The sequence below is a fragment of the Lacticaseibacillus zhaodongensis genome (assembly GCF_009687905.1).
Classification (GTDB): domain Bacteria; phylum Bacillota; class Bacilli; order Lactobacillales; family Lactobacillaceae; genus Lacticaseibacillus; species Lacticaseibacillus zhaodongensis.
This window is the reverse complement of sequence record NZ_BLBG01000003.1, coordinates 74,067-100,622: the sequence shown is the minus strand read 5'-3', so window position 1 is coordinate 100,622 and position 26,556 is coordinate 74,067. Positions and strand designations below refer to the sequence as shown.

Here is a 26,556-nt window from a genome sequence, read left to right as displayed (position 1 = left end):
TAATGAATCCTTTCAAAGGACTAGAAAGTCAGTTCAATTCCGCTAGTACCTTCTTCGTTTAGTTTTGCAACCAGCACCTTGCGCAACTCAGTCAATTTAGCATCAACGTCATCTTCGTTGTTAATCACCCATGTGGACTTCAGACCAAGGTTATTGTAGTCGATGTACTTGGTCGTTCTAGGCTTTACTGGTGTATCAACTGTTGGTTTGGGATCGACAGGAACTGTTTTAACAATTAGACGTTCTTCTTCTTTTTGCAATTCCTGCGATTTCCGATCAAGAACAGTTTGTGCCCGATCAGACTTGGTGCGAAGTGTACCAATGTCCTTTGCGTCGCGTCCGTTAATTTCGGCAATCTCATTCTTATACGACTGAGCAATTCGATGTTTAAAATCATCCCCAACGTGGGCCCGATTAAAGCGTGCTAAGCCGACATCCAAAATTTGTTGAATTTTAGCGTTCTGGTCCTCCTCTTCAGCATCAAATATCTCGCTGTAACGTTTGGCAAATTCATCATTTAACGTCCCAAGCTTTGGTGTGTTAGTGGCTGGATTGTTTGAATTAAGCAGCTTGTTTAATTGCTGAACAACATCCTCCAGGCCTTCGTCTGAAATGAACTCTTTGGATGCCTTATAGAGGCTCATGTCGGTCAATGATCGTTCCCAGATCTTCTGCTGGGCCTCATTCCGATAAAACTCAATTACACCGGTGTCTTCGCAGTCGTAATCCCAATCCTCAAGTTCCGTCTTAATTTCACGCAATTGTTTAATGAACGAATCGGTATCCGCAGTATCCTTCAACCGCCGCAGTAGTTTGATTCCTTGCTCAAGTAAATTTTGGCCAGGAAAACCCGAATTCTGTTGATAAAATTCTTCCAGATTATCCAAATCAAGCTTAATCTTCTCTTTAAGCTCCACAATTTGGCCGTCAATGTTGTCAGCACTGAAGTTCTTCTTGCCGAACACATCCCGGGCGGTGTCCTTTACCATGCGTACATCCTGTTGGCTTATGGTTGGACGCGGCTGCAACTCCACCTTGTCGACGTTTTGCTTACGCGTGAACAGATCGGCTATTTCCTTATTCTTAAACTGCTCACTTGATACCACAACTCCATTAAAGGTAGCCTTGATTTTTCGGGTTACATACAGTTTCGCAACTAGCCATTCGATGTCCTCTTCCGTGTAGCCATACGGAATTATTTCAAACTGCTCGCGCACCTGATGAAGTGTCACGTGTGGGCGTGTCTGCGCAACCCTGTCGATATACCTGGCCACTTCGTCAACCGCCTGGCTGTTTTCATCAGTTTTAACTAAGCCATCACCGGCCAATAGCTGCAGAATATCCCGTTCGCCCTTGGCCGCAGTAATATAACTCAAGTTGCGATAGTTGTTGTCAACGAGCATCTGTTCAGCATCAGCTAATCGTGAAGCGAAATCCCGCTTTGAATCGATACGCTGGCCACCGACCAACAAGGTAGCTTCCTCGAGCGCATTTGTTACTTGCCGTTTAGCCTCTGCCTGCAATTCTGTCCGTTCGACCGAACGCGCCCGGCCTAAAGCTTGGAACTCAGCATCACGGTTGCTGAAATTCGACCGCAGAAACTTGTCAATTTTGAGTGCCCGCCGCGTGTTCTCCACATAGTCTGTTTGCTGCTGCGGCAAGGCAATCACAACTGAGTGACTTCCATCCCCAGCTGAGTAAAGCAACTGATTTGCTTCATCAGCCAGCTCATACTGCAGCGGCGTAACGATTTTGAGTGATAATTCGTTGCTGGTCTTCCCGACAGGCGTATCATCAACAAATGCATTCAGGTTGAAAGTATAGCGGCCACTAAGCTTCGGGTAAGAATACTTATTTTTAATAATATTGCCACTGTAAATAAACTCGCCTAGTTTGCTGGCAACCTCAACATCATCAACATTCTGGTGTTCGATTTCTTGGTTGATGTCTTGCTCAGCATCAGTCAAGAATACGTAGACACTAAGGTTCTTCTCAACCAAATTCTGCCGGATCAGCACGTTCAAAGCGTTCTGCACGTTCTTCCGCAGCTGTACCCGATCCACGTTAATGTCGTCAATCATTAAAGTTGTGATGTTATCTAGGGTCGCTTTAAAATTGGTGTACTTAACCATGAACAAAGTTTTAAGCACCTGTACGGCAAAGGGATTTTCCTCGTGTTTAGGGTTAACGCTGTCGTTGTTCTTGGCGTGGGTGATGACAATCCGGTGTGTGTGGTCTAGAAACTGGTCTAAGCCTTCGAAGAACAGGCTGAAAGGAACTAATTTACCAATATCAGCGTGCATGATACGTTCCGCAGATTCCTGGAAGATGGCGAGCATTGAGCGTTCACCTTCTGAGAGGTGCTTACCATCAGAACCGTGCGTCCGCACTGCGGTCAACACATCCTGCAACAAATTGAACTGGTACGGAACAAATGGGTAATTGTCCGCAAAATCCTTCGCCGTCTTGTAATGATCACGCGAAACACCATCGTCGAAATCAATACTATTGTTGATTGAAGCAGAGTTGGCAGCATACTCCGTTTCCAAGGCCCGCTGTGCTGGTTCAGTCTTAGCAAGAATCCGCTTCTTGATCACTTCATCAACATTGGCCGAGCTCATGTTGATGCGGGTCTTGAACCGGCCCTGAATCTTCGAAAAGTCTTGCCCATCAACATTCTTAGTGACCGCGTTGATATCTTGCTGGGAAGTTACGATGACCCACGCCTTGCCCCGCGCGGCAACTCCCAATTGTTCCACCATTGATTGCAGGTTCAGCATCAATGACTGACTGTCGCCAACGAACTGCCCCACTTCATCAACAAGAAAGACCACACGATTGCCACTTTCATTTATATATTTTGCAACCAGCTGGGCGAATTCTTCGATGCTCATTGGGTAAGGTGTGTTCCACTGTCTTGTGAAGCCATCCGCATCTTCATCACTCATGAATCCGGATGCAACTAGTGCATCCTTAATCACACCGGCGTTGAACGCATACTGCTCCCGACCGTCGTCTTCCCAAACCAAACCGTGGGTGTTGTGACTATTGAAATAATCCTGGAATGCAGCATACTTGCCATCAGCAATCAGGTGCCGTTCCAAGTCAGCAATCCAGGCGACATCGGACAGGCCCTGGCTCTTGTTGAATTCCTGTAAAAACACATCCAGAATCGCACTGTCTTTTGACTTTGCGGAGACCCTAGAGGCCGCATCAATATTGAATGAAATCACGTTGGTCGGAGCATTTGCCGCCCGTTCCATTTGGTTCAAGGTCATCTGATCGTGAATTTTACTCTGGAAATAATCAACCGGCCGTTTGCCATCAACTGGTGTGTCTTTCAAGATGTCAGCGATAATCTTCATGAAGTGCGATTTACCTGAACCGAAGAAGCCTGAAATCCAGGCACCCATTTCATCCGTTGGTTCGTCCAAACTACGTTCATAAGCGGTAAAGAAATCCGCGAACAACCGCTGCAGCTCATCAGTTACGACGTACTCGTCTAATTCCTGCCGAAGAATCGCGTCCTCTTCCTGACCAACTTTAATTACCCCTTGAATGCGCCGATCAATCGGCTTAGCAAACACATCTTTAATTTCCATAATTCTCCCCCATTGCGTAACCATTAGGAATTTAGGCTAAACGCGCGGTAATAGTTATCATCCTGCAGTTCCCCAAACATTTTCAACCGGACGCTATCGTACATCCCAGGATAAAACATCACGACCGGTACGTTATCAATAACTTGATTCATAGTATTCAAGACCTTATGTGCACGCACCAAGGGAAACACCGCGCCAACACCAGTTACGAAGATGATAGTTCGTCCCGGGCGTAAGTGCTTCTGAATATACTCAACAATCCGGTTGTCATCCCTGTTCATTCGTAGCAAGCGTTCCATTTGCTCAATCACGGAAGACATTCCGTACTGCTTTTCAAAATCAGCGAATTGCTCCCGATAACCAAACTCATCAACTATGTGCATCATAATCTTAAAAAGATCAAACACTTGAATGGACGCATTGATTGTAGCGGGCGTTGCCGTCGTAACTAAATTGGTGATTTCCTCCCGCACTCGCATCTCCTGCGCTGGATCATAGCTGAAAATATAATAACCGACTTCGTTTGATAAACCTTCATTGGCTTGAAAAGTTGGTGAACTGATTTTTTCTCTTAGATTGATAAAATCTTTGGTTAGTTTATCCATCCTACATCCCCGTCAGCGCGTTCACATACGCGCCATATCCATTGTTGCGTAAGGCTTGTTCCAACTCATAACCAACAATCGGCCGTTGGACCACTAAATCATTACCGTCAGCAACCGCTAACCCTGCCATCCTGAGGTAATTCCGAATTGTACTGCCCAAGCGGTGAATGGTCTGGTCGGTCCACGAAGCCACAACATCATTAGTAGCTTGCAAATGATCAAAGAAAGCCTGAATCTCATAAGGCTCAATCTTGGCATCACCCACAATCAGTTCGTCCCGGAACCGAATCAGGATGAAATCTTTAATCAGCAACTCTGTATTCATAATTGCCACTAAGTTGATGATTTTCTGATCATCCATGCTGCTTGTCAGCAACAAACTACGCAGTTTATCTGGCAACGACTCAAGGCGACGGTTCAAAACACCATATATTTGTTTGGCCCGCTGTCTTGACGAAATCAACAACTGATTATCGTCAACCACGGCCTGCTGAACATCGGCCCACTCTTGACCAGAATCCCGCATCTGTGCGACGGCAATCAGTTCGTTGAGCCAGAAGGCATTTTTGTCGATACCGGCTTTGTACTTTTCCAAGGTGTTCACCCCTAACGTTCGCTAATCTACATTTTAGCAAAATTTTGGCACATCAATGAGAGTTTTTGGCACATGTATTGTAAGCGCAACAAAAGGGTTCCCGCATCAACGCGGAAACCCTTTTACGTGCGTATTAGGAATAAACAGCATTCTAAACTAACAATTACTTCTTCTTGTCGAAGAACGTCTCCTGCGCCGCCCCAATCGTTGCGAGCTTAACGTGCGCGTAAGTCAGACCACCCTGCAGGTACAGCGTGTATGGTGGCCGCAGTGGACCGTCACCGGAGTACTCAATGGTCGCACCCTGAACGAAGTTACCGGCGGCCATGATGACCTCATCTTCGTAGCCGGCCATCTTTTCTGGAATCGGCGTAACGAAAGAATCAACGGGCGAGTTATGCTGAATCGCTTTGGCGAAAGCAATCATGTCGTCCGCATTCCCGAAGTTGACCGTCTGAATGAGGTCGGTCCGCGGTGCGTCCCACTTCGGCGCAACTTCCAGGCCGAGCTCCGCAAACAGAGCAGCTTCGAAGATGGAACCCTTGATGGCGTTCCCAGTGGTCTGTGGCGCGATGAAGAAACCCTGCAGCATGTCGGCGAGGTTGCCGTAAGTAGCCCCCTCAGCGCCACCCAGACCAGGAACCGTGAAGCGGTAGCTGACCTTCGTCACGAGGTCTTTACGACCAACGATGTAACCACCAGTTTTGGCCATGCCACCGCCAGCATTCTTGAACAGGGAGCCCGCCATCAGGTCGGCGCCCACGTGCAGTGGCTCCTTGGTCTCGGAAAATTCACCATAAGCGTTATCTACGAAAATGACCGCGTCAGGTGCGACTTCCTTGACCACCTTGATCATGGCCGCAATCTTATCGACTGTGAACGAATCGCGCGTCGCGTAACCACGGGAGCGCTGAATGGCAACGACCGTGGTCTTTGGTGTCACACGCTTCTTGATGGCGTCAACGTCAACCTCACCGTTCGGCAAGAGGTCAACCCAGTCCACCCCAATGCCGTATTCCTTGGGGCTGCCAACGCCATCCCCGGCAATCCCAAGGACTTCCTGCAGAGTGTCGTAAGGCTTACCAGTGATGTAGACGATCTCATCGCCTGGGCGCACGAGGCCTAGCAAAGCGACCCCGATTGCGTGGGTTCCGGAAATCAGTTGTGGGCGCACCAATGCGTCCTCACCGCCCAGAACATCGGCGTAGATGGCCTCCAGCTTGTCGCGACCTTCATCATAGTGACCGTAACCGGTTGACCCCGTCAGGTCACTTTCAGCAACATTGTGTTCCTGAAATGAGCGTAAAACCTTAGACTCATTCTCAACGATTTGCTCGTCAATTTCGGCCAGTCGGGGTGCAATTTTGGCATCCACCTTGTCTACAAGTGCGACCAGTTTGGGGTCGTAGTTATCGCGCCAACTCATTTATTATTTGTCCTCCTCGTGCTCTTCTGAATCTTCATTGTTTTCAGTTGCGGCAGCCACAGCAGCTGGATCTGCCTCATCTTTAGCACCCGCCGGTTCATCGATCAAGCCCTTGAACAGGCCATATACAAACTTGGTGGGTTCAAAATCAGCCAGGTCGTCAACCTTCTCACCCAGGCCGACCAGCTTGACCGGCACGTGCAACTCGTTGCGGACGGCCAAAACAATGCCACCCTTACCGGAACCATCCAGTTTGGTCAGGACCAAGCCCGTCATCTTCGTGGTCTGGTTGAACTCCTTAGCCTGATTAAGTGCGTTCTGGCCGGTCGTCGCGTCGACAACTAGCAAAACCTCACTGGGTTCATCCGGTAATTCACGTTTGATCACCCGCTCGATTTTGCCCAGTTCTTTCATCAGGTTGACCTTGTTCTGCAAGCGGCCAGCAGTGTCGACCAGCAAAACGTCGGCATTCTCCTTCTTGGCGCGGACCACAGCGTCAAAGACAACCGCAGCCGGATCGCCACCTTCAGGACCGGCAACAACGGGCACATCATCGCGCTCGCCCCAAACCTGCAGCTGCTGAATGGCACCGGCCCGGAAAGTGTCGGCGGCCGCCAACAGGACCGACTTACCTTGGTCGTGGAGGCGCTTAGCTAGCTTCCCGATTGTGGTCGTCTTACCGGCCCCATTCACCCCCACGAAGAGGAAGACGGTCGGGCCAGACTCGGCAAAATGTAAACTGTTATCTTCGTCTTGCCCCTCGTCACCATAAAGGTCAACGAGCTTTTGGACGATCACCCGGGCAACGGCATTTGAATCCTTGGCGTTGCGGAGTTTAACCTCTTCGCGCAGCTCGTCGGTGATTTTGACCGCCGTTTCAAAGCCAACGTCGGCCCCAATTAAGGTGTCTTCAAGGTCATCGAAGAAATCTTCATCAACGGTCCGGAAGTTGGCAAACAGTGCGTTCAGCTTGTCGCCAAAGCTGCTCCGACTTTTTTCAAGCGCGGCGTCATACTTCTCCGTGTCTTCGGTCTCAGACTTGCCGCCAAAAGCGCGTTTAATTCGATCGAATAATCCCATAATTTTGCCTCCTGCATCGCGTTCATTTCCTTACTGCGAAATGCTGTCCTTCTTCGCGGCAACCGCCTCATCAATCGAGACGGCGACCATTGTGGATACCCCTGACTCCTGCATGGTAACACCATACAGGATGTCGGCGGCAACCATTGTGCCACGACGGTGCGTGATGACGATAAATTGCGTCGAACTGGAGTAGTTACGCAAGAACTCACCAAAACGTTCAACGTTTGCCTCGTCCAAACTGGCCTCGACTTCATCCAGAATGGAGAATGGTACGGGCCGGACCCGTAAAATCGCGAACAAAAGTGTGATTGCGGTTAGCGCCCGTTCACCACCCGACAGTAGGGACAGCCGGGTCAGCTTCTTGCCAGGCGGCTGCGCGATAATCTCAATGCCTGTGTTGAGCAAATCATCCGGCTGCGTCAGCCGCAGCTCGGCGTGACCCCCGCCAAACATCTGCGGGAAAATCTCGGTGAAGGCGGCGCTGGTCGCGTCAAACACGTCCTTAAAGCGCACCCGCACCTCGTCGTCGAGCTCCGCCATGGTGGCATTAAGCTGTTCACGCGCAGAGTTCAGGTCGCCTTCCTGTTTAGTCAGGAAGTCAAAGCGTTCCTTGACCTCTTGATACTCGGCAACCGCGTTCGGGTTGACCGGCCCCAATTCGTCCAGCCCCCGCTGCAGCAATTTCAACTGACTACGCAATTGCGGCTGGTCTGGTTCCGGATTCGGCACGGTCTTGAGCGCGGCTTCATAAGTCGTCTGATAATCATCCGCCAAAATGTTCAGACGGTTATCCAGATTGATTTTGCAGCGGTTGAGGGTGACCGCTTGGGTTTCACTCTCCGTCTGGGCCGTTTGCCGCTCGCTGTACGCGCTAGTAATCCGGGCGGACAGCCGGCTCATCGCCGTGCGGCCATCAGCCTGTTGCTGCTTGTAATCGGCTTGCTGCTTGCGCAAGCGCTTGGTGTCGACGGCTAACTGGGCCAAGGTCTCCTTACGGGCGGCCTTCTCCTCGGCCGTAACCCCGGCAGATTCCTGAATGCTGGCAATGCGCTTTTCCAGCCGGTCAATGTTGCCATTGGCCTGCTGCAAGCTGGACTGCCACTGCTGTGTCTGCTCCACATTGGTGCGCAGATCAGTATCGGCAACGGCAATGTCCGCGCGCAGTTGTGCCGTGCGTTCCCGCAAGGCACCAGCGGCAGATTCACTATCACTCTGCTGCTGTTTGAGATCGGCCTGCCGCTGCTTCAGCTCTTCCAGCTGACTTGCAATATCTTTAGCCTGTTCTTGCAGCTGTTGCTGCTTATCGGCGAGGTCAACGCTGCCCGCCGGCATGCTGAGTTGCAAGTTGGCGCGTTGGCGCTGGACCTGCTTGACCTGTTCGTCCAACACCCGCTTGTCGGAATTAAGTTCCTGCAGTTTAGCGTTGCAAGTGTTTAGCTGTTCGGCCGCGATCCCAGCGGCATTTTGACAATCATTAGCCTTGTCCTGCAGAGCATCCAACTTAGCCTCTTCGGCGCGGATGCTCTCCGCCATGGCCTTACCGTTAATGGCGAGCCGCTGCAGTTCTTGGCTACGCGCCAAGGGACTGCTACTGCCCTTTTGCCGCGATCCACCGGACATCGAGCCACCGGCGTTCAAAATATCGCCGTCGAGGGTCACGATGCGGTAGCGATGGTTGATTGCGCCAGCGATGTGCACGGCGTTATCAAGGTTATCCACCAGTAATAAGGTGCCCATCAGGTTGCGCATGACGCTGGCAACGGCATCATCATAGTGGACCAATTCCGCCGCAACCCCAATGAAGCCCTGCTGGCGAGCGAGTGTTGTTTCGATACCCGCGCCTAGCTGCCGTGGCCGCACAACGTCGGTTGGCAAAAAGGTTGCACGGCCCGCGTGCATCCGCTTCAAATGCGCAATCGCGCCCTTCGCGGCAGCTTCATTGGTCGTGACAATGGCCTGGAGGTTGGCCCCCAGCGCCTGATCAATGGCCGCCTGGTATTTCTGGGGGACCTGCAAGAGTTCCGCAACGGCGCCGATTACCCCTGGCAATTCATCTTTACTCTTCAGCACGGCCCGCACACCAGCATAAAAGCCGGTGTAGTCCTCGCTCATTTCTTTAAGCGTGTTGTAACGGGTCTGCGCCTGCGCGTACTGACTGCGGTGCTGCCGCAGTTGAACCTGCGCCGCCTCTAACCGTTCCTGTGCAGTGTTCAGTGCCGCCTGTGCCTGGCTGGCGTTAGCTGTGGTTGTTTCGTGCTGCTGCTTAGCTTCATCGAGGGCCGTCGTCAACGTCTGCAGTTTGGCTTGCAGCTGCTGCTCCTGCGTGCTCAGTTCCGCAAGCCGGCCCTGCGTGGACTTCAGCTGACTAGCCGACAGCTGTTGCTCCTTTTCCAAAGCAACGAGCTGGTTCCGCGTGTCGGCCTGTCTCTGCATCGTGTCGATGTACTCACCTTGCGCGGCATCCAATTGTTCCTGCAGACTCTTGCTGCTACTACCATGCCGCTGCATATCTTTAAGCTGCTTTTGCAGGTCTTGGCTTTGCTTGATCAACTGTTCGTGTTGCTTCTGCAACTTTGTCAGGTGCGTTTGCGCATCCCGCTTAGCCGTCTGCGCGTCCGTTAACTGCTCTTTCAAGTCAGCCAGCGTCGTTGCCGCATTCTGCACGCGCTCGGTGGAGACATTTTCCTCACCATTGAGTGTTTCCTGCTGCATCGATTTGCTTAGCAGTTCATCGTTGACGGCGTCTAGCTTGCGGGTCAACTCGTTGTCAGCCTTGGTTGCGGCGTCGGACTTGGTCTCGAGCTGCTTGATCAAACCGTTCAGTTCGGCGATTTTGCGCTTATTCACTTCCGCGGCGGTTTGGGCCTGCTCCTGGTCCGCAGATAGGTCGCGAATCTCTAGTGCTAATAACTGTTGCCGCAGAGTTGCGTGTTCCTTGCTCTGCTGCGCGTAATCCTTTGCGATTGACGCCTGCTCCGCCAGTGGTTCCATCCGGCCAGATAGTTCGTGAACAATGTCGTGCACCCGCGCCAGGTTATCGCTGGTTTCTTGCAGCTGGCCCTGCGCCTTTTGCTTCTGCAGCTTGTACTTGAGTACCCCGGCCGCCTCTTCAAAAATGCTCCGACGGTCTTCGGGCTTGCTGTTAAAGATGGCTTCAACTCGGCCTTGGGAAATGAACGCAAACGAGTCCCGGCCCAGGCCGCTATCCATAAATAGGTCTAGGACGTCATGCAAACGGACACTTTTGCCGTTAAGCATAAACTCGCTGGTGCCATCACGAAAAAGGCGGCGGCTAACCGTCACCTCTGCCCCCTGATCGTGCAGAAAGCCGTCACTATTGTCAAAAGTCAGTGTTACTTCCGCCCGGTTCAATGCCGGCCGACTGTCAGTGCCGGCAAAAATCACGTCACCCATCCGCTCACCGCGCAGACTCTTAGCACTCTGCTCACCTAACGCCCAGCGAATGGCCTCCGTGATGTTACTTTTCCCACTACCATTGGGGCCAACGATACCGGTCAGACCATGCGTAAATTCAATTGTTGTTTTATCTGCGAACGATTTGAAACCGTTCAGTGTCAAGGACTTCAGCTGCATCTACGTACTCCGTTCCTCAAGCTTACTTATCCGCCCGAATCGTCGTCAGAGCAGCTTTGGCAGCCTCTTGCTCCGCCGCCTTCTTGCTCTTACCAGTGCCAGTACCAAGCTCCTTCTTCCCGTCCAAAACGCGCACGGTGAAGATCCGCGCGTTAGCAGGCCCACTAGTACTCAGCAACTCGTACTCGATCTGGGCGTCACCACTACGCTGTAGTTCCTCCTGCAGCGCCGTCTTGAAGTCGTGGGTGCTCAGAAACTCACCAGCATCAATCTTGGGGAAAATAATCTTTTCGCAAAAGCTGATCACGGCACCACGGCCCTGATCCAGATACAACGCCCCACAAAAAGCTTCAAATAAGTCTTCAAGCAGTGTGTTCCGCTTGCGCGCACCAGCTGCTTCTTCACCGTTGCCGAGCTTAATATAGCGGTCAAAATGAGCCTCCCGCGAAAATGCGGAAAAACTGCGTGTCTGCACAATGGCTGCCCGCATCCGCGTGAGTTTACCCTCAGGTTCTTCGGGGTACTTGCGGTACAGGTAATCGGACACAGTCAGCTCGAGAACAGCGTCACCCAAGAATTCTAGGCGTTCATTATCGCTGATACCGAGCTCACGGTGTTCGTTCGCATAACTTGAGTGGGTGAATGCCTCATCAAGCAGTGCTAGGTTCTTAAATTCGATGCCATACGTGTTGCGTAAATTACTGACAAACTCTGCTACTACCAAGTGATTACCTCCTAATTGTCTGAGCCTAATTGTACCGCGCCAGGGGGGCAAATGTCGAATGCGCAGTTACGGTTGCATTAACTGCCGGGTTGGGAGCGCATCTTCCTCCACTCCGTTGGCGGCAGTGACAGACAGGCATGCTGGGGCGCGGCTCCGGGCTTGACCAAACCCGGGTCAAGTCTTCCGCCTTAGCTCTGAGCCCGCCCGTGTTTTCGCAAGGTCACCGGTAATCTCCCAACTAGTTTGTTTATCTGACTTGGCGGTCTCTCCGCTATCCCCGACTATTGGATGTGGTAGCCTTGCAAGACCCGCAAGTCTACCACATCCAATAGTCGTTTCAGCATGGTCACTCCCGCCAACTACACTCCAGAAGAGGCGCCCCCAGCCCTACCTCGTGGGTTAATAATCACTCGCTTGAACCTCATCAGTTGTTACTTTATTAGTCGATGTTGGATTGTCGTGAATGGGTTATTTGTGCGGTCGTGTTGATGCCAACCATAGTTCAAAAGACAATTGAGATTTTTGACCGCTACATTTCTACACCGACTGCTAGTTACTGAACATTGGTGATTTAAAACTCTAAAACATAATCACCATCACCGTAAATTTCCAATATTTGCTGAACCAACTTAAAGACATCCATGTAGAGGGCGGTGGGGGTAGCTATGGAGCAGCCCCGTGCTGAAGCGGGAGTAGCTACCCCTACCACCCGGCATCAAAGAGTACAAAAAATCACCCACGCAGATGCGCAGGCGATTTAGCTTAAAACATTGGTCATTATTTCTGGTGGGCGGCGATGTAAGCCACCGCATCCCCAACCGTCTGGATGTTTTCTGCATCCTCATCGGGAATCTCAGCGTTGAAGGTATCTTCAAGCTCAAGCACAAACTCCACGATGTCGATTGAATCGGCGTCCAAGTCCTTCTTGAAGTTCAAATCCTTGTTAACTTGACTCGCATCCAACTGGAAGTGATCCTGCAAAATTGCAGAGATTTTGTCGAAAATTTCTTGTTCGCTCACGATGATCCTCCTTAATTCAAATCCCGATTCAATATAGCCTTTATTTCGGCTTTTGTCACCACTAAAATGTGACAAGCGCCTTATTTAGGCTGATTTTCCTGCTCCCGGATATTGTGGGCGGCGAAGTAATCAATGAACTTGCCGACGGTGTTTTTCTGCAGCATCGTCTCGATTTGCAGCACCGTGTAGTAAACCGTGCGGGCGTCGGCTGAACCATGCGCCTTGATTACGGGTGCGGAGAGACCTAGCAGTACGGCGCCACCGTAACGGGAGGCATCAAACTTCTTGACGACAGACTTGATGCCGCCCTGCAGCAGCGCACCGCCGAGCTTAGCACTGATTCCACCGTCCATGATGATGCCCTTGATTTCATGCAGGAGGGCGTGCGAGGTACCCTCAATTGACTTCAGAACCGCGTTCCCGGTGAAGCCATCGGTAACCACGACGTCAGCGCCCCCTTCAAGCAAGGTGCTGGACTCGACGTTCCCAATAAAGTTCAAGTTGGAATCTGCAGCGAGCAGTTTGTATGCTTCCTGGTGAAGTTCATCACCCTTAGTCGCCTCGGTACCGTTGTTCAGAAGGCCGATCCGCGGGTTATCAAAACCACGGACATCGCGGGCGTAGAAGTTGCCCATGATGGCATACTGCAGGAGCTGCTGAGGCCGGTTGTCAGCGTTAGCACCAACGTCCAACATCACAAAACCCTTGTCGGACTTGATTGACGGCATGCTCGGCATCAGGCCTGGCCGGTCAACACCCTTGATGCGGCCGACAATGAACAGTCCCGCCGCAAGAAGTGCACCAGTGCTGCCCAGTGAGAACAAAGCATCGGCCTCACCCTTCTTGACCGCCTGCGCTGCCAGTACCATCGATGCCTGCTTCTTGCTACGGATGGCCTTAACTGGGTGCTCGTCACCCTCGATTTGTTCGGTGGTGTGCACGATGGAGATGCGCTCGTCACTCTTCAGAAGCGGCTTGATTTGATTCTCGTCACCATAGAGAGTGAACTCGATTTCTGGCCGTTCGTCCCGGGCCCGTTCGACACCTTCAATAACAACCTTAGGGGCGTCATCGCCGCCCATTGCGTCAACTGCAATTCTCACAATTTTCCTCCTAGTAGCTCCGGCAAAATGCTGCCCGTGCTTCTCAGTTTAGTTAAGACTACCCGCCGCAACGGCTGCCCGCTGCAAAACGCGTTTGAGTTCTTGGTGCTCTGACTCCTGCAGCTCCGGATCGCGGTTAAACAAACTGGCAGCACAGCGCTGTGCCGTGTCCAGAATGTTAAAGTCCCCGACTGGATCACCAAGTCGAAAGTCCGGCATGCCAGACTGCTTTGCGCCAAAAATGTCACCTTGACCCCGCAGCTCCAGATCCTTTTGCGCGACCACGAAGCCATCGGTAGTACTGGTCATGACCTCCATCCGGCTAATCCCTTGCTCGGTGCTGGGATCGGCAACCAAAAAGCAGGTGGCCGCCATATTGCCCCGGCCAACGCGTCCGCGCAGCTGGTGCAACTGGGCCAAGCCGAAACGATCGGCATCCAGAATCACCATCATGGTCGCGTTGGGTACGTCGACTCCGACTTCGACAACCGTCGTCGAAACAAGGACTTGCGTTTTACCGGCCTCAAAATCATGCATGATGGCGGTCTTTTCCTCGTTCTTCATCTGGCCGTGAAGCAGGCTGACCTTAATATTTGGTCCGAGCCGCTCCTGCATGTCCGCGAATACGCTCTCCGCATTCTGGAGGTCCATCTTTTCAGACTCCGCAATCAGCGGCGTGATGACAAAACACTGTCCGCCCTTGGCAATTTCAGCCCGCATCCGGTCGACAACCCGCCCCAGCTCATTTTTACGCAGCCAGTAGGTACTGATCGGCTGGCGGCCTGCTGGTAGCTCGTCAATGGTCGACACATCCATCTCACCGTACGCGGTAATGGCCAACGTGCGCGGAATCGGCGTGGCAGTCATGGCGAGCACGTCTGGTTTCAGACCCTTACTACGCAGGATCTCCCGCTGGGTAACACCGAACCGGTGTTGCTCATCAATGATGGCCAAGCCGAGTGCCGCGAAGTCAACATCCTTTTGAATCAAGGCGTGCGTACCGATTACGATGTCGATCTCGCCAGTCCGTAGTTCTTCAAGAATCTCGCGCTTAGCAGCCGGCTTGGTGGCACTAGTGAGTAAGGCAACGTGCACAGGCAACGGTGCGAACAACTTACTTAGCTTTGCGTAATGCTGCTCTGCAAGCACTTCGGTCGGCACCATGAGCGCGGCCTGGAAGTGCGCGGTGACAGCAGCATACATACAAATGGCAGCGACAGCGGTCTTCCCACTACCAACATCCCCTTGCAGTAATCGGTTCATGTGCTTCGGACTGCGCATATCGGCGCAGATTTCGTTGACCACACGTTTCTGCGCATTGGTCAACTCGTAAGGCAGCTGGCCAACAAACGCCCGTACCGCCTGATTATCAAAGGGAATTCTCAATCCTGCAGCTGGGGCGGCCGCATGGGCTTTCATTTGCTGCAGCCGGGCTTCAAAGAGGAAGAACTCCCGAAAAATCGCGCTGCGGCGGCCGGCAGTCGCCTGCTCCGCGGTCTCCGGAAAGTGCATCCATTGCACCAGCGTCCGGTCGTCCAGCAGGCGCAAGCGGGTGCGAATTGCTTCCGGAACAACAGACTGAATAGAAGCACCATCCCGCTCGTAGGCCTCCTTGATCAGGTCCATCAGAAACTTCTGGTGCACACTTTTGCTTAGCGGGTAAATAGCGGCCAAACTCGGGGTGTCCTCATCCTGAGTGGCCAGAACCCGCATCCCCGTCATTGCGGAGCGATTGGCGTCCCACTTACCGTAAACGGCCGCCTCTTGATCCTCATGAAACCGGTCCTTGAGCCACGGCTGATTAAAGAAAGTCACCATCACAACCGCGTGCTCGACACGCAGCCGGATGTTGACCCGAGTTTTGCGTGCGCCAAACCGGCTCACGACGGGAGCGGACACAACCGTCCCCTTGATAGTGATCTTTTCGCCATCTACAGCTGTCTGCAGATCGCGTTCTTTCAAATCATCGTAGCGGTAGGGAAAGTAAAAGAGCAGGTCGGCAATTGTTTTGATTCCCAGTTCGGCGAGGGCTTCTTGACGCTTAGCGCCAACCCCACCGAGCACGGCTACTGAATCACTTAATGCCACTACTGCTCACCTCCCGCAATTACTCAACAGATACGATGTATGGATACAGGGGCTGGTCCCCTTCGTGAATTTCGATTTCGATGTCCGGATTGTCCGCTGTGACCGCATTGCCGATCTGCTTGGCTTCATCTTCACTGCCGTCAACCCCGTAAATCAAAGTCACAATTTCGGAATCTTCATCAAGCATGGCGTCGATCATCTTAGTCGTAGCTTCAAAACGGTCGGCCTCGGCGATCTTGATATCACCATCAATCAAACCGATCCAGTCGTCCTCGTGAATCTCGAGCCCGTCAATGGTGCTGTTCCGAATGGACTGGGTAACCTGACCAGAAACAACATTACTCAAAGCTTCGGACATCTCCGCTGCGTTCTCGGCGAGACTGCGCTCAGGATTGTATGAGAGCATGCTCGTGAGCCCCTGATTGATTGTGCGGCTCTTAACGATTGCAACGTCAACTGGTGCTTCTTTGGCCGCAGCATCCGCCGCCATGAAGATGTTGGAGTTGTTTGGCAACACAATGACCTTCTTGGCGTGAGCAGCCTTGATCGCATCAAGGATATCATTAGTACTTGGATTCATGGTCTGACCACCACTCAGCACGTAGGTGACACCCAGGCTCTTGAAGAGCTCAGCGAGACCATTACCACTGCAGATTGTAACAACGCCAAAGTCAGCGAGTGGCTTAGGGTCGTTATCGTCGGACTCAGTATCGCGCTCGATGATACTTTCGTGTTGCAGGCGCATGTTATCAATCTTAATTTTGTCGAGCGTCCCGAACTGCTGACCGTAACGGAAAACCGTCCCCGGGTGTTCAGTGTGCACGTGCACCTTCACGACTTCATCATCAGCAATGACTAGTAGGGAGTCACCGTAACCACTCAGGTACTGGCGGAACTCATCGTAGTTAAACTCTTGGTTGTCCTCGCCTTTACCAAGTCCGACCATCATTTCGGTACAGTAACCGTAGACAATATCGTCAGGGTTGAGCTGAATCTGGGCATCCTGGTGGTGCGTGGCGTTGATCATCTCGTTCATTTCGCCATCGTTCGGTACGTAGGCCGCATCACTAGTTTCACCAGTGAGAGCTTCCATGAAGCCTTCATAGAGGAAGGTCAAACCCTGACCACCGGAATCAACCACACCAACCTGCTTCAAGACTGGCAACAGGTCTGGTGTCTTGGCAAGCGCGCGCCGCGCAGCTTCAACGGTAGTAGTCATAACTACCCCCGCGTCATCGGTACCCTTAGCTTCCTTAAGGGCAGCCTTAGCAGCTTCACGGGCAACGGTCAAAATGGTCCCCTCAACGGGCTTCATCACGGCACTATATGCCGTCTCAACCCCTGCTGCAAAAGCGGCGGCCAGATCAGAAGCGGTTAATGACTGTTTCTTTTCAACGTTCTTGGCAAAACCGCGGAAGAGCTGGGAACTGATGACCCCAGAGTTACCACGCGCACCCATCAGCAGGCCTTTACCCAGCTTCTGGGCCAATTCGCCAACACTCTGTGAATCACTCTCAAGTACGGCTTTAGCGCCGCTCTGAAAGGTCAAATTCATGTTAGTACCGGTATCCCCATCGGGAACTGGAAAAACATTCAGTGAATTAACAAACTCGGCATTCTTGCTGATCCGGTGCGCAGCGGCACGAATCATATTTTGGAACTCTTTAGCGGTAATTTCTGTAACTTTCAAAAATCAAACCTCCTAATGCACCAGCGCATACCAACTATTCGCCGATGACCCGAACGCCCTGGACGATTACTGTCACGGCATTCGCGGTTAGTCCGAGCATCGTTTCAAGATTGTACTTAACCTTAGCTTGGACGTTGCGGCAGACCTCAGAAATCTTGGTCCCGTAACCAACGATAATATTTACTTCAATGTTAACGCCGTTGTCTTCCTGGCGCACAACCACACCCCGCGCGTAATTTTCGCGGTTGAGAATGGTGCTGAGGTTGTCGCGGATCTGATTCTTGCTCGCCATACCCACAATGCCGTAGATATCCGTAGCGGCACCACCAACCACGGTCGCAATTACAGAGTTATCTATGTCAATGATCCCGTACTTGGTCTTAATTTTGACAGCCATAATATACCTCCTCAAAAGTGTGTGTAGCTTCTATGACAGTTTAGCATAGCCGCGGTGTTAAAGGAACTACCGTGCCATTGACAGACGTAACCCCTGCCCTTTCGCCACAGACGTTAACTAGACTATGTGCCAATTTTACCGGTTGCAAAAGCAGTGTCAAGGAATTTTACTTTGCAAAACTCTTGCATTGCCCCAATGCCTGTGATAAATTGGTCAGGTGATTAATTCGAGTAAAAAACTTGAATCAGCAAGGAGGTCATACTTTTGGCAGTAGACGTAATTACTGGGCGCCACACCACTTTCGGCAACAAGCGTTCTCACGCTTTGAACAGCTCTCGCCGTACTTGGAAGGCTAACCTGCAGAAGGTTCGCATCTTGGTGGATGGCAAGCCAAAGCGCGTGTGGGTTTCCGCTCGTGCACTTAAATCAGGTAAAGTTACCCGCGTTTAAGACGCAACCTGTAGAACGTTCAGCAGTTAACTGCTGGGCGTTCTATTTTTTTGCACAGAGCGGAGCCCCGCGGTCAGAAACTGAGCATTTGCATACTCTGGCAGAAATGCACGGGCTTAAGCATTTATGACAGAGTGGGCAAAGCGCAAGTTTCTGCGGGGTGCAGCTCGACTATGACACAGAGCGGAGTGGGACGGTTTGAAGCTGAGCATTTGCGTACTCCAGGAGGAATGCCTGGGCTTTGGCATTACTACCGGAGTGTGCAAAGCGCAGGCTTCACTACGTTGTCCTTTGAACTAATGGCAACAAGTTGCAAAAGTTCAAGAGGCAGTCCCACGCAGCTCGACTATGAAACAGAGCGGAGCCACCCGGGTTGCTCCTGAGCATCAAGGTGACTTGGGTTTTGACGAATGCTCTTCTCGTCAAGGCCTAAGTCATTTTGAGCGGAAGGAGCAGGATGGCGCAGCTCGACTATGACACAGAGCGGAGCCCCGCGGTCAGAAACTGAGCATTTGCATGCTCTGGCAGAAATGCACGGGCTTAAGCATTTATGACAGAGTGGGCAAAGCGCAAGTTTCTGCGGGGTGCAGCTCGACTACGATACCTATCAGCATACTCTAAATACCAAAACGGGCTACCAGCATAATTAATGCTAGCAGCCCGTTTTGGTATTTGCGTTTAATTATCTTTTGTCTGGCCTCTGTAGTCACGACTGTAATTAATTGCAACCACTCCGCTCGCAAAACATACGCTCGCCGGTTGGCCCCCTAAAAATTCATTAGAAGCCCAGCTAAACGGAACGGCAGTTGACCAGTGTGCCAAGGGGTACTTGGCGCCACTGATATTCAAATCATCAACCGCAGTCAAAGGAATGACCCCAAAATAGGGATAATTCGCATTAGCAGCGATCGTGTGTGTACCCGGAGTGAGGTAATCGAAGAGATTCACCCGATCAACAAGATGAATCCGCTCGGTGTACGCCCGAAACATTTTGTCGGTCGGCAACAAAATATTCGCGAGTTCGTGGTCCAAACGGCCACCTGTTGCGGCATAAATGTATAGTTCATCTGCACCGTAATGCACGAAAGCTGCGCGGGCAGCCAATTGTGTGTCGGTGTAGTCCTTTTCGGATGGAAATTGTTCGCCCGTCAGACCCGCCTCGTACAACTGTGCAAACTCGTTTTCAGTCAGTGAATCATAGTCACCAACGCTAAAGAGCATGTTGATGCCCGCCCGTTCTAGTTCTAAAGTTCCCCGGTCGGCGGCAGCCCATTCCCCTGGCGCTTGCTGCCAATCTGCAGGTAAATTGGCGGTGGGCCCACCGACCATCAGGTTGATTCGCCGACTCATAGCGCCGCCTTCAGTGCCTTGATGTTCGTTGCGGGATCGGCCTTGTCATTGTAAATCGCTGAACCGGCAACTGCGACATCCGCACCGTGAATCTCAACACTCTTGATGCGTTCTGCATCAACCCCGCCGTCGACTTCAACCTCATAGTTAAGTTCCGGATTGCGATCACGGATAGTAACGAGCTCATCAACTTTTTCCAGGTTCTCCGGAATGAAGTGCTGACCCGAGAAACCAGGATCTACCGTCATCACAAGCACTTGCTGCACAATCGGGAGCAGGAAATTAACGGCGTCAACCGAGGTCCCCGGATTAAGAACGACGCCCGCTTTAACACCCGTTTCATCAATCAGCGCGAGTGCACGGTGAATATGTGGCGTTGACTCCACATGGACCATGATGATGTCTGCACCGGCGTCCGCAAACGGCTTGATCCAATTCTCCGGGTTCTGGACCATCAAGTGCACTTCTAGCGGCAATTGAGTGACCTTCCGCAGAACCGAAACGATTTGGGGACCAAAACTAAGGTTAGGAACAAAACGGCCGTCCATTACGTCAATGTGAATGCGATCTGCCCCACTACCGTCAACCTGACGAACAGCTGCTGCAAGATTGCCAAAATCAGCACTTAAAATTGAAGGTGCAATTTTCATAGTCAATTACTTCCTTTCGAGCGGCCTGATTCTAATAAGGATGGTGGCTCTGATTTCGTTAATGATTCCAATACTACCCGAAATGGAAACCGTTTCATAGTCTTGCGGCCAGAAACTAGCCCGACAATTTGCAAAAATTGCAGTCAGGCCTCAAAAATACGGAGGCTGGCTGCAATTGGTCAACTCACATTACTCGACGTGCATTTCTATCTGCCGGTGTCCAGTCGCGCTACACCTCACTCCGGTCTGCCTAATTTTTTCCCCACACCGGTCGCTGCTGCTTGAGTTCGCTGCGGAACTGCAGGTAGTCATCGTAGCGGCTTTGCATAATTTCCCCCGCGTCGAGCGCGGCCTTGACCGCACACTTAGGTTCACTAATGTGCTCGCAGCGGCGGAATTTGCAGCCATCCATGCGCGCCCTGAATTCGGGAAAACGGAGCCGCAAATCGTCCAGAGTAACGTCTAACAAACCCAAGGAGGAAAAACCTGGTGTGTCCGCCAACAAGCCGCCATCACTTTGGTACAGGTCTGTAGTCCGGGTCGTGTGCTTCCCGCGATTGAGACTCTTCGAAATTGCGCCAGTCGCGATATTCAGACCAGGTGCCAGGTGGTTGATCAATGTAGATTTGCCAGCCCCAGTTTGGCCGGTAAAAATGGTCAACTTATCGGCAAATAACCCATGCAGCGTAGCGAGTACGTCCTCAGCGAATGCCTCGCGCGGGGCGAATACGCGGTACGGGATCTGCGCGTAACCCTGCAGAACCGTATCTAGACGTGCATACTCCTCATCGGTGAGCAGATCCGTTTTCGTCAGGTAAATGATTGGGGCAATGTTTTTACCCTCAAGGTAGACCAAAAATCGATCCAGAAGGTTAGCGGAAAATTCCGGCTCCGCGGCAGAAGTGACTAGGATTGCCTGGTCGATATTCGCAACCGGCGGCCGCAATAATGCATTCTGTCGTTCCTTAATGCTGGTCAAGTACCCTAATTCACCATTGTCCTCGGCCGGAATGAACTCGGCAATATCACCCACAAGTGGGGTAACTTTTTGCTGCCGCAAATTGCCCGCAGCACGTGTGCGCACCACTTCTCCGTCAACAGCGATATCGTAATAGCCGCTGATCTGCCTAATAATTCGCCCCTGCAAATGTTTTCCTCCTGTTTATTCCTTGAATAATGCGTGCTAACTAAAAGCCATTAATTATTGGTGTTATCACTGCTCTGTGAACTGGCACTATTTTGGTTCTCCGCAGGCTTCTCAGCCGAACTACTGCTGGTTGCGGTCTGCGCATCACTAGCCGTTGAACTACTACTGCTGCTGCTTTGCGCAGCCTTTGAGCTCTCGTCCTTGTTGGCGTCACTTTGACTGTCAGCGTTTGAAGATGTTGACCGTGCCGGACCATTGTTGGCCTGTAATACAACCGTGAAGTTATCACCACGGTGCATTTTAGTCCCGACAGCGGGGCTTTGACTAACCACGACACCGTTACTATCCCCACTGGACGTGAATTGCAGGTTGTGTTCATTAGCAAACATCTGCACTCCGGAAAGGTTGAGCTGCGTTAAATCACTCATTTCGAAAGTGGACCCCGCCCGTGCGACCGTTAGCACGACCGCATCCGCCTTCGGATCGACCTTTTGCCCGGCCGGAATGCTCTGACTGAGAACCGTACCGGCCGTAGCGGTGGTGCTGACCTTTGTCTTACGTTCAACCTTGAACCCACGTTGGCGCAAATCAGTCGCGGCGTCCGCATAAGTTTCGCCGCGATAACTCTTCATCGTGACCTTCTGCACCCCAGAACTGACAATCAGGTTAACTGCCGAGCCCGACTTAACACTTGTGTCCGCGGCTGGGTCACTAGTGATTACTTCACCTGCAGAATACTTATTGGAATGCTCCTTGGTTTGCGTACCGACCGTCAGCTTATCTTTCTCAAGCGCCGACTGTGCCTGGGTGACACTCATCCCCGCAACATCGGGAACATTGACGTCCCCTTTGGGCCAGAACGCCACAGCCAGTCCAACCAGAGCCAGCAAAATGAGCCCCGCGATAATGCCAAAGGTCCACTTGCGCTTGGACTTCTTCGTTTTCTTAGGTTTCTCAGTTTCTGCCGCGAGCGACTGCTCCGGTTCCGATTGTGGAAGCGGTTGTGTTGCGCTCCTGTCCGCTTCCTGCTCTGCACTGACCCCGCGCAGCGCGCTTGGTAAATCACCGATCACACGAGTCTCATCCATATCGTCTGCAGATTGCGGTGTGAACCGTGGCTCGCTGGCCCGGCTCGGATCAAGCGCGGTCGCTAAATCGTCACTCATCGCTTGCGCGCTACTGTAGCGCTGGTTCGGATCCTTAGCAGTCGCCTTCAGAACCACATTTTCTAGTGCTTGGGGAATCCGCGGATCAAAGTCACGAACGGAAGGAATTTCCTGCTGGAAGTGCTTCAGCGCAATGGATACCGCAGAATCGCCCTCAAAAGGCACACTACCGGTCAACAACTCGTACAAAATAATTCCGAGCGCGTACACATCACTTTGCTTAGTCGGCATTCCGCCCCGCGCCTGTTCAGGAGAGAGATAGTGCACCGAGCCTAGCAGCGAATTGGTTTGTGTCATCGAGTTATCCGACAGCGCAACGGCAATCCCAAAGTCAGTGATTTTGGCTGTGCCGTCTTTGTCCACCATGATGTTCTGGGGCTTCAGATCACGGTGAATGATGTTGTGATCGTGGGCGGTCTGCACCGCGCTCAGGATCTGCCGCATCATCGCAATCACCCGTGCATAAGGAATGGGGAAATTTTTGGCAATGTACTTTTTGAGGTCTGTACCCTCGACGTATTCCATAACCAGGTACTGCTGGCCATCACTTTCACCCACGTCATAAATGCTCACAATGTTCGGGTGGCTGAGCTCCAGGGTCGCCATTGCCTCACGCCGGAAGCGCCGCAAGGTATCCGGGTCATCCTGCAAATCAAGGCGCAGAACCTTGACCGCCACGTCACGATCCAAAATCAGGTCCCGGGCAAGGTACACGTTGGCCATACCGCCTTCGCCCAAGGTTTTCAGCAATTTATAGCGTTCGCCGAGTATCGCTCCCGACTCAATCATCGCTTGCACCCCCTGAATTTGCGTGCACTAGCAAGGCCGAAATGTTGTCCGGCCCACCCGCTGCGTTAGCCTGTTTGATCATCTCATCGGCTTTTTCCTGCAGCGTCGCGGAGTCAGCAAGAATCTGGGCGAGATGCTCGTCACTGACTGTTTTGGTGAGCCCATCCGAGCACAGTAATAGCGTGTCGCCAACTAACAAGTCGTATGTGTTCACATCCGCGTCCACATCGGGTGCGACCCCGAGTGAACGCGTAATAACGTTCTTGCGGGGAAAGTTCTCAGCCTCTTCCGGCGTGAGCTCACCACTTTTGACGAGTTCGTTGACCAAACTGTGGTCCTCCGTGATTTGGAGCAGGTGCTTGCGCCGGTACAGATATGCACGCGAGTCGCCAATATTGGCCACAACAAACTTGTTGCCATAGACGAGCACCGCCACGATGGTGGTCCCCATCCCCGTTAGGTCGGCAAATTGTTGCCCCCGCTCTAGAATCAGATCATTTTCACGACTTAATTCCGCAATGAGCCACTTGGCCGCGCCGTCGATGTCAGCAGCATTTAAATCGGCAAAGGCATAACCGATGTGGGAGACAGCCATTTCACTGGCCACATCCCCGCCTTGGTGTCCGCCCATTCCATCAGCCACAATGGCCAAGTTAGCGCCGCTGTCATTCTTAAATAAGCCAACATAATCTTGATTGCTGGCTCGTCTCTTGCCGATATCCGTTCGATACGCGTACTCCATAACTAACTCCTTACTCAGTCCGGACTAGGCTCGCAATAAAGAAACCGTCCGTGCCGTAATCATTAGGATAAATCTGTAGTGCCGGTGCGCCATGCCGTTTGGTGATGGTCGTGTCGGTTGCAACTGTGTCCTGCTTGAAGTTCGGGTGCGCCTGCAAGAAGGCACTAACAACCTGCTGATTTTCCTCCTGCGCCAAGGTGCAAGTGCTGTAGGTAATCCGCCCGCCAACTTTAACGAGGTCGGCCATACTGCCAAGGATACTCTGCTGCACCTCAGACAATTTATCAATGTCCGCCTGCGTTTTATCGTACTTGATTTCGGGCTTGCGGCGCATCAGTCCAAGGCCTGAGCAAGGGGCGTCAACGAGGATTTTGTCAAAACTACCCGCGGCAAAATGTTCATGCGCATCCCGTGCATCCATCGCGAAAGCCTCGACTCGGTCTGCTAAGTGCATCCGCGCCGCGTTCTTGGCAATCAACTGCACCTTGTGGGGATGTAAATCAAGTGCAACCACCTTGCCGCCCTGATCTGGCAGCAAGTGTTCCGCGATGTGCGTGGTCTTACCCCCAGGCGCGGCGCACGCGTCAAGCACCTGATCGCCAGGTTCAAGCCGCAAACTAGCAGCGACTAGTTGACTACTTTCGTCCTGCAGGGTGTACATCCCGTCCCTAAATTCGGGCGTGCCGGCTAAATGACCACTTGGGGCAACAAGCGCGGTCGGCGTGAGCTTACTCCGATGAATGTCTGGAAAACGGTCGGACAAGCGGAACAAGAGGTCGTCTGCAGAACTAACCGTGCTGTTCACGCGCAATGAAGCTGCGGGGGCACTGTCAATCGAATTCAGGATGCCGCTAGCGGCGTCCATCCCGAGCTCGTCGATAAGCTTCTGCGTGAGCCATAGTGGCGTGCTGGAACTAATGGCCAAACGCTGCACTGAGTCCTTGACGTCACCGATTTTGGGGAAGCCTTCACGGTCCATACGCCGCAAGATTGCGGTGACGAACTTACCGATTCCGGCGTGGCCCAGCTTCTTGGCAATTTCGGTGCTGTCATAGAAAATGGCGCGAGTTGGGACTTTATCCAGATAAACCATCTGGTAAACCGCCGTTCGCAGTAAAACTTTCACCCAGTCATCAACCTTATTGCCCTTGATAAAAGGGTCAATGAAGAAGTCGAGGGTGAGCTGGCGCTGAATCACACCGTAAACAATATTTGTCAGTAATGACGCATCACGGGGATCGAGCTTATTGCTACGCAGCGTGCCATCCAGGGTGAGGTTAGAGTAACTCCCCTTGCTGACGCGTGCTAGAACTTCGACCGCCAAAAGACGGGGATTATTATTCTTCAATCTCAACTACCTGCATTCCTGTTGTGAATTTCCGACCCTGACCATTCATGTACGCGGTAACGTCCTGCTTGGACTTGCCTGCTGGCTGCAACTCGTCAATTGCGAGCACAGTCCCATCCCCAGCGCTCAGCACGAATTCGTGCTTGCCGCTGCGAACCAACTGCCCAGGTGCGAGCTCCGTGTGCTCATCAAGCGGGGTCGCCGCCCAAATTTTGCAACGCTGGCCGCCGAGTTTGACCCAACCACCAACGTCTGGCCGCAATGCGCGAATCCAGCCATCCACTTTGGTTGCTGGGAGCGTGAAGTCCAAATGCTCTTGCTCCTTGCTGATGGTTGGTGAGAAAGTCACCTTGGCCTCTTCCTGAGGCGTCTTCTTGGCAGTACCAGCAATGATGTCCGGCAAGGTGTCCAGAAGTAGGTCACGACCAACAGGGCTAAGCCGCTTAAAGGCGGAGCCAGTGTCGTCAGCCCGCGTCAGCGGAATGCTCCGCTGCGCGTACATACCGCCTGCGTCCATGGCCTTGACCATCTCGATGATGGTTACACCAATTTCGGAATCGAGGTTCTTGACCGCGTACTGAATCGGGGCACCACCACGATACTTCGGCAGTAAACTGCCGTGAACATTGACTGCAGCAACTTTGACCGACTTTAAGAACTTGGTAGGCAAGAACTGCCCATACGCTGCCGTAACAATCAAGTCCGCGTGCAGGTCGATGGCTTCAGCCAATTCTGGTGAACCAGATAACTTCTCGGGCTGCAACACCTTGATACCATGTTTTAACGCCGCCTGCTTAACAGGGCTCTGCTGCAGCACTTGCTTCCGCCCAACTGGCCGGTCCGGTTGGGTGATCACCAGTTGCACGTCGTAACCAGCAGCAACCAAGCCGTCCAGAACGGGTACAGCAAACTGCGGCGTCCCCATGAATATAATTGATGTCATTTTAAATTTTCTCCTCACACTACATATCGCTAAGCACTGTCAAT

Annotated in this window: 19 protein-coding genes and 1 pseudogene; 1 reads left to right on the top strand and 19 read right to left on the bottom strand. The window is 52.3% G+C overall.

The window, feature by feature from the left end:
- Positions 1-20: 20 nt before the first annotated feature.
- From brxC to GN107_RS04500, 12 genes and pseudogenes are all read right to left on the bottom strand, one after another.
- Positions 21-3,602 (bottom strand): BREX system P-loop protein BrxC, encoded by a 3,582-nt coding sequence (brxC, locus tag GN107_RS04555; RefSeq protein ID WP_196246253.1) that lies wholly within the window; start codon positions 3,600-3,602, stop codon positions 21-23.
- Between the two features lie 23 nt (positions 3,603-3,625).
- Positions 3,626-4,207 (bottom strand): DUF1788 domain-containing protein, encoded by a 582-nt coding sequence (locus tag GN107_RS04550; protein ID WP_155286680.1) that lies wholly within the window; start codon positions 4,205-4,207, stop codon positions 3,626-3,628.
- A gap of 1 nt (position 4,208) precedes the next feature.
- Positions 4,209-4,802 carry a DUF1819 family protein gene (locus GN107_RS04545; protein ID WP_196246254.1) on the bottom strand — a complete coding sequence of 198 codons (594 nt, stop codon included), beginning with the start codon at positions 4,800-4,802 and terminating at the stop codon, positions 4,209-4,211.
- Positions 4,803-4,965: 163 nt separating this feature from the next.
- Positions 4,966-6,228, bottom strand: coding sequence for a methionine gamma-lyase family protein (locus tag GN107_RS04540; RefSeq protein WP_155286682.1), 1,263 nt, complete (start codon positions 6,226-6,228; stop codon positions 4,966-4,968).
- Positions 6,229-6,324: 96 nt separating this feature from the next.
- Positions 6,325-7,308: pseudogene (ftsY, locus tag GN107_RS04535) on the bottom strand (signal recognition particle-docking protein FtsY); the annotation flags it as partial.
- A gap of 30 nt (positions 7,309-7,338) precedes the next feature.
- Positions 7,339-10,905 (bottom strand): chromosome segregation protein SMC, encoded by a 3,567-nt coding sequence (gene smc, locus GN107_RS04530; RefSeq protein WP_155288049.1) that lies wholly within the window; start codon positions 10,903-10,905, stop codon positions 7,339-7,341.
- Positions 10,906-10,927: 22 nt separating this feature from the next.
- Positions 10,928-11,629, bottom strand: coding sequence for a ribonuclease III (rnc, locus tag GN107_RS04525; RefSeq protein WP_155286685.1), 702 nt, complete (start codon positions 11,627-11,629; stop codon positions 10,928-10,930).
- Positions 11,630-12,406: 777 nt separating this feature from the next.
- Positions 12,407-12,649, bottom strand: coding sequence for an acyl carrier protein (gene acpP, locus GN107_RS04520; RefSeq protein ID WP_155286686.1), 243 nt, complete (start codon positions 12,647-12,649; stop codon positions 12,407-12,409).
- 80 nt (positions 12,650-12,729) lie between these two features.
- Positions 12,730-13,752: a phosphate acyltransferase PlsX gene (gene plsX / locus GN107_RS04515; protein ID WP_155286687.1), complete on the bottom strand. Its 1,023-nt coding sequence runs from the start codon at positions 13,750-13,752 to the stop codon at positions 12,730-12,732.
- Between the two features lie 48 nt (positions 13,753-13,800).
- On the bottom strand, positions 13,801-15,840 hold the full coding sequence (recG, locus tag GN107_RS04510; RefSeq protein ID WP_155286688.1) for an ATP-dependent DNA helicase RecG: 2,040 nt from the start codon (positions 15,838-15,840) through the stop codon (positions 13,801-13,803).
- Positions 15,841-15,859: 19 nt separating this feature from the next.
- Entirely contained in the window at positions 15,860-17,530 is a 1,671-nt protein-coding gene (locus GN107_RS04505; protein WP_155286689.1) for a DAK2 domain-containing protein, read from the bottom strand.
- Positions 17,531-17,564: 34 nt separating this feature from the next.
- Positions 17,565-17,927 carry an Asp23/Gls24 family envelope stress response protein gene (locus GN107_RS04500; protein ID WP_155286690.1) on the bottom strand — a complete coding sequence of 121 codons (363 nt, stop codon included), beginning with the start codon at positions 17,925-17,927 and terminating at the stop codon, positions 17,565-17,567.
- Between the two features lie 264 nt (positions 17,928-18,191).
- On the opposite strand from GN107_RS04500, the gene rpmB reads away from it, so the two are divergent.
- A complete protein-coding gene (gene rpmB / locus GN107_RS04495; RefSeq protein WP_054677482.1) occupies positions 18,192-18,377 on the top strand; it encodes a 50S ribosomal protein L28 in 186 nt (61 codons plus the stop codon).
- Between the two features lie 678 nt (positions 18,378-19,055).
- Here rpmB and GN107_RS04490 read toward each other — a convergent pair.
- From GN107_RS04490 to fmt, 7 genes are all read right to left on the bottom strand, one after another.
- A complete protein-coding gene (locus GN107_RS04490) occupies positions 19,056-19,727 on the bottom strand; it encodes a thiamine diphosphokinase (RefSeq protein ID WP_155286691.1) in 672 nt (223 codons plus the stop codon).
- Complete coding sequence (gene rpe, locus GN107_RS04485) at positions 19,724-20,377, bottom strand: ribulose-phosphate 3-epimerase (protein WP_155286692.1); 654 nt, start codon at positions 20,375-20,377, stop codon at positions 19,724-19,726. Before rpe ends, GN107_RS04490 begins: the two co-directional genes overlap by 4 nt.
- A gap of 250 nt (positions 20,378-20,627) precedes the next feature.
- Positions 20,628-21,524, bottom strand: coding sequence for a ribosome small subunit-dependent GTPase A (gene rsgA / locus GN107_RS04480; protein WP_155286693.1), 897 nt, complete (start codon positions 21,522-21,524; stop codon positions 20,628-20,630).
- 50 nt (positions 21,525-21,574) lie between these two features.
- Positions 21,575-23,479 (bottom strand): Stk1 family PASTA domain-containing Ser/Thr kinase, encoded by a 1,905-nt coding sequence (gene pknB / locus GN107_RS04475; protein ID WP_155286694.1) that lies wholly within the window; start codon positions 23,477-23,479, stop codon positions 21,575-21,577.
- Positions 23,472-24,221: a Stp1/IreP family PP2C-type Ser/Thr phosphatase gene (locus GN107_RS04470; protein ID WP_155286695.1), complete on the bottom strand. Its 750-nt coding sequence runs from the start codon at positions 24,219-24,221 to the stop codon at positions 23,472-23,474. Before GN107_RS04470 ends, pknB begins: the two co-directional genes overlap by 8 nt.
- Positions 24,222-24,231: 10 nt before the next feature.
- Entirely contained in the window at positions 24,232-25,569 is a 1,338-nt protein-coding gene (rsmB, locus tag GN107_RS04465; protein WP_155286696.1) for a 16S rRNA (cytosine(967)-C(5))-methyltransferase RsmB, read from the bottom strand.
- Positions 25,559-26,512, bottom strand: coding sequence for a methionyl-tRNA formyltransferase (fmt, locus tag GN107_RS04460; RefSeq protein ID WP_155286697.1), 954 nt, complete (start codon positions 26,510-26,512; stop codon positions 25,559-25,561). Before fmt ends, rsmB begins: the two co-directional genes overlap by 11 nt.
- Positions 26,513-26,556 lie beyond the last annotated feature (44 nt).

Coding starts and splice junctions, on each gene's coding strand:
- brxC (WP_196246253.1), bottom strand. CDS start 3,602: ATGGAAATTAAAGATGTGTTTGCTAAGCCGATTGATCGGCGCATTCAA.
- GN107_RS04550 (WP_155286680.1), bottom strand. CDS start 4,207: ATGGATAAACTAACCAAAGATTTTATCAATCTAAGAGAAAAAATCAGT.
- GN107_RS04540 (WP_155286682.1), bottom strand. CDS start 6,228: ATGAGTTGGCGCGATAACTACGACCCCAAACTGGTCGCACTTGTAGAC.
- smc (WP_155288049.1), bottom strand. CDS start 10,905: ATGCAGCTGAAGTCCTTGACACTGAACGGTTTCAAATCGTTCGCAGAT.
- GN107_RS04500 (WP_155286690.1), bottom strand. CDS start 17,927: ATGGCTGTCAAAATTAAGACCAAGTACGGGATCATTGACATAGATAAC.
- GN107_RS04490 (WP_155286691.1), bottom strand. CDS start 19,727: ATGAGTCGGCGAATCAACCTGATGGTCGGTGGGCCCACCGCCAATTTA.
- rpe (WP_155286692.1), bottom strand. CDS start 20,377: ATGAAAATTGCACCTTCAATTTTAAGTGCTGATTTTGGCAATCTTGCA.
- pknB (WP_155286694.1), bottom strand. CDS start 23,479: ATGATTGAGTCGGGAGCGATACTCGGCGAACGCTATAAATTGCTGAAA.
- GN107_RS04470 (WP_155286695.1), bottom strand. CDS start 24,221: ATGGAGTACGCGTATCGAACGGATATCGGCAAGAGACGAGCCAGCAAT.
- fmt (WP_155286697.1), bottom strand. CDS start 26,512: ATGACATCAATTATATTCATGGGGACGCCGCAGTTTGCTGTACCCGTT.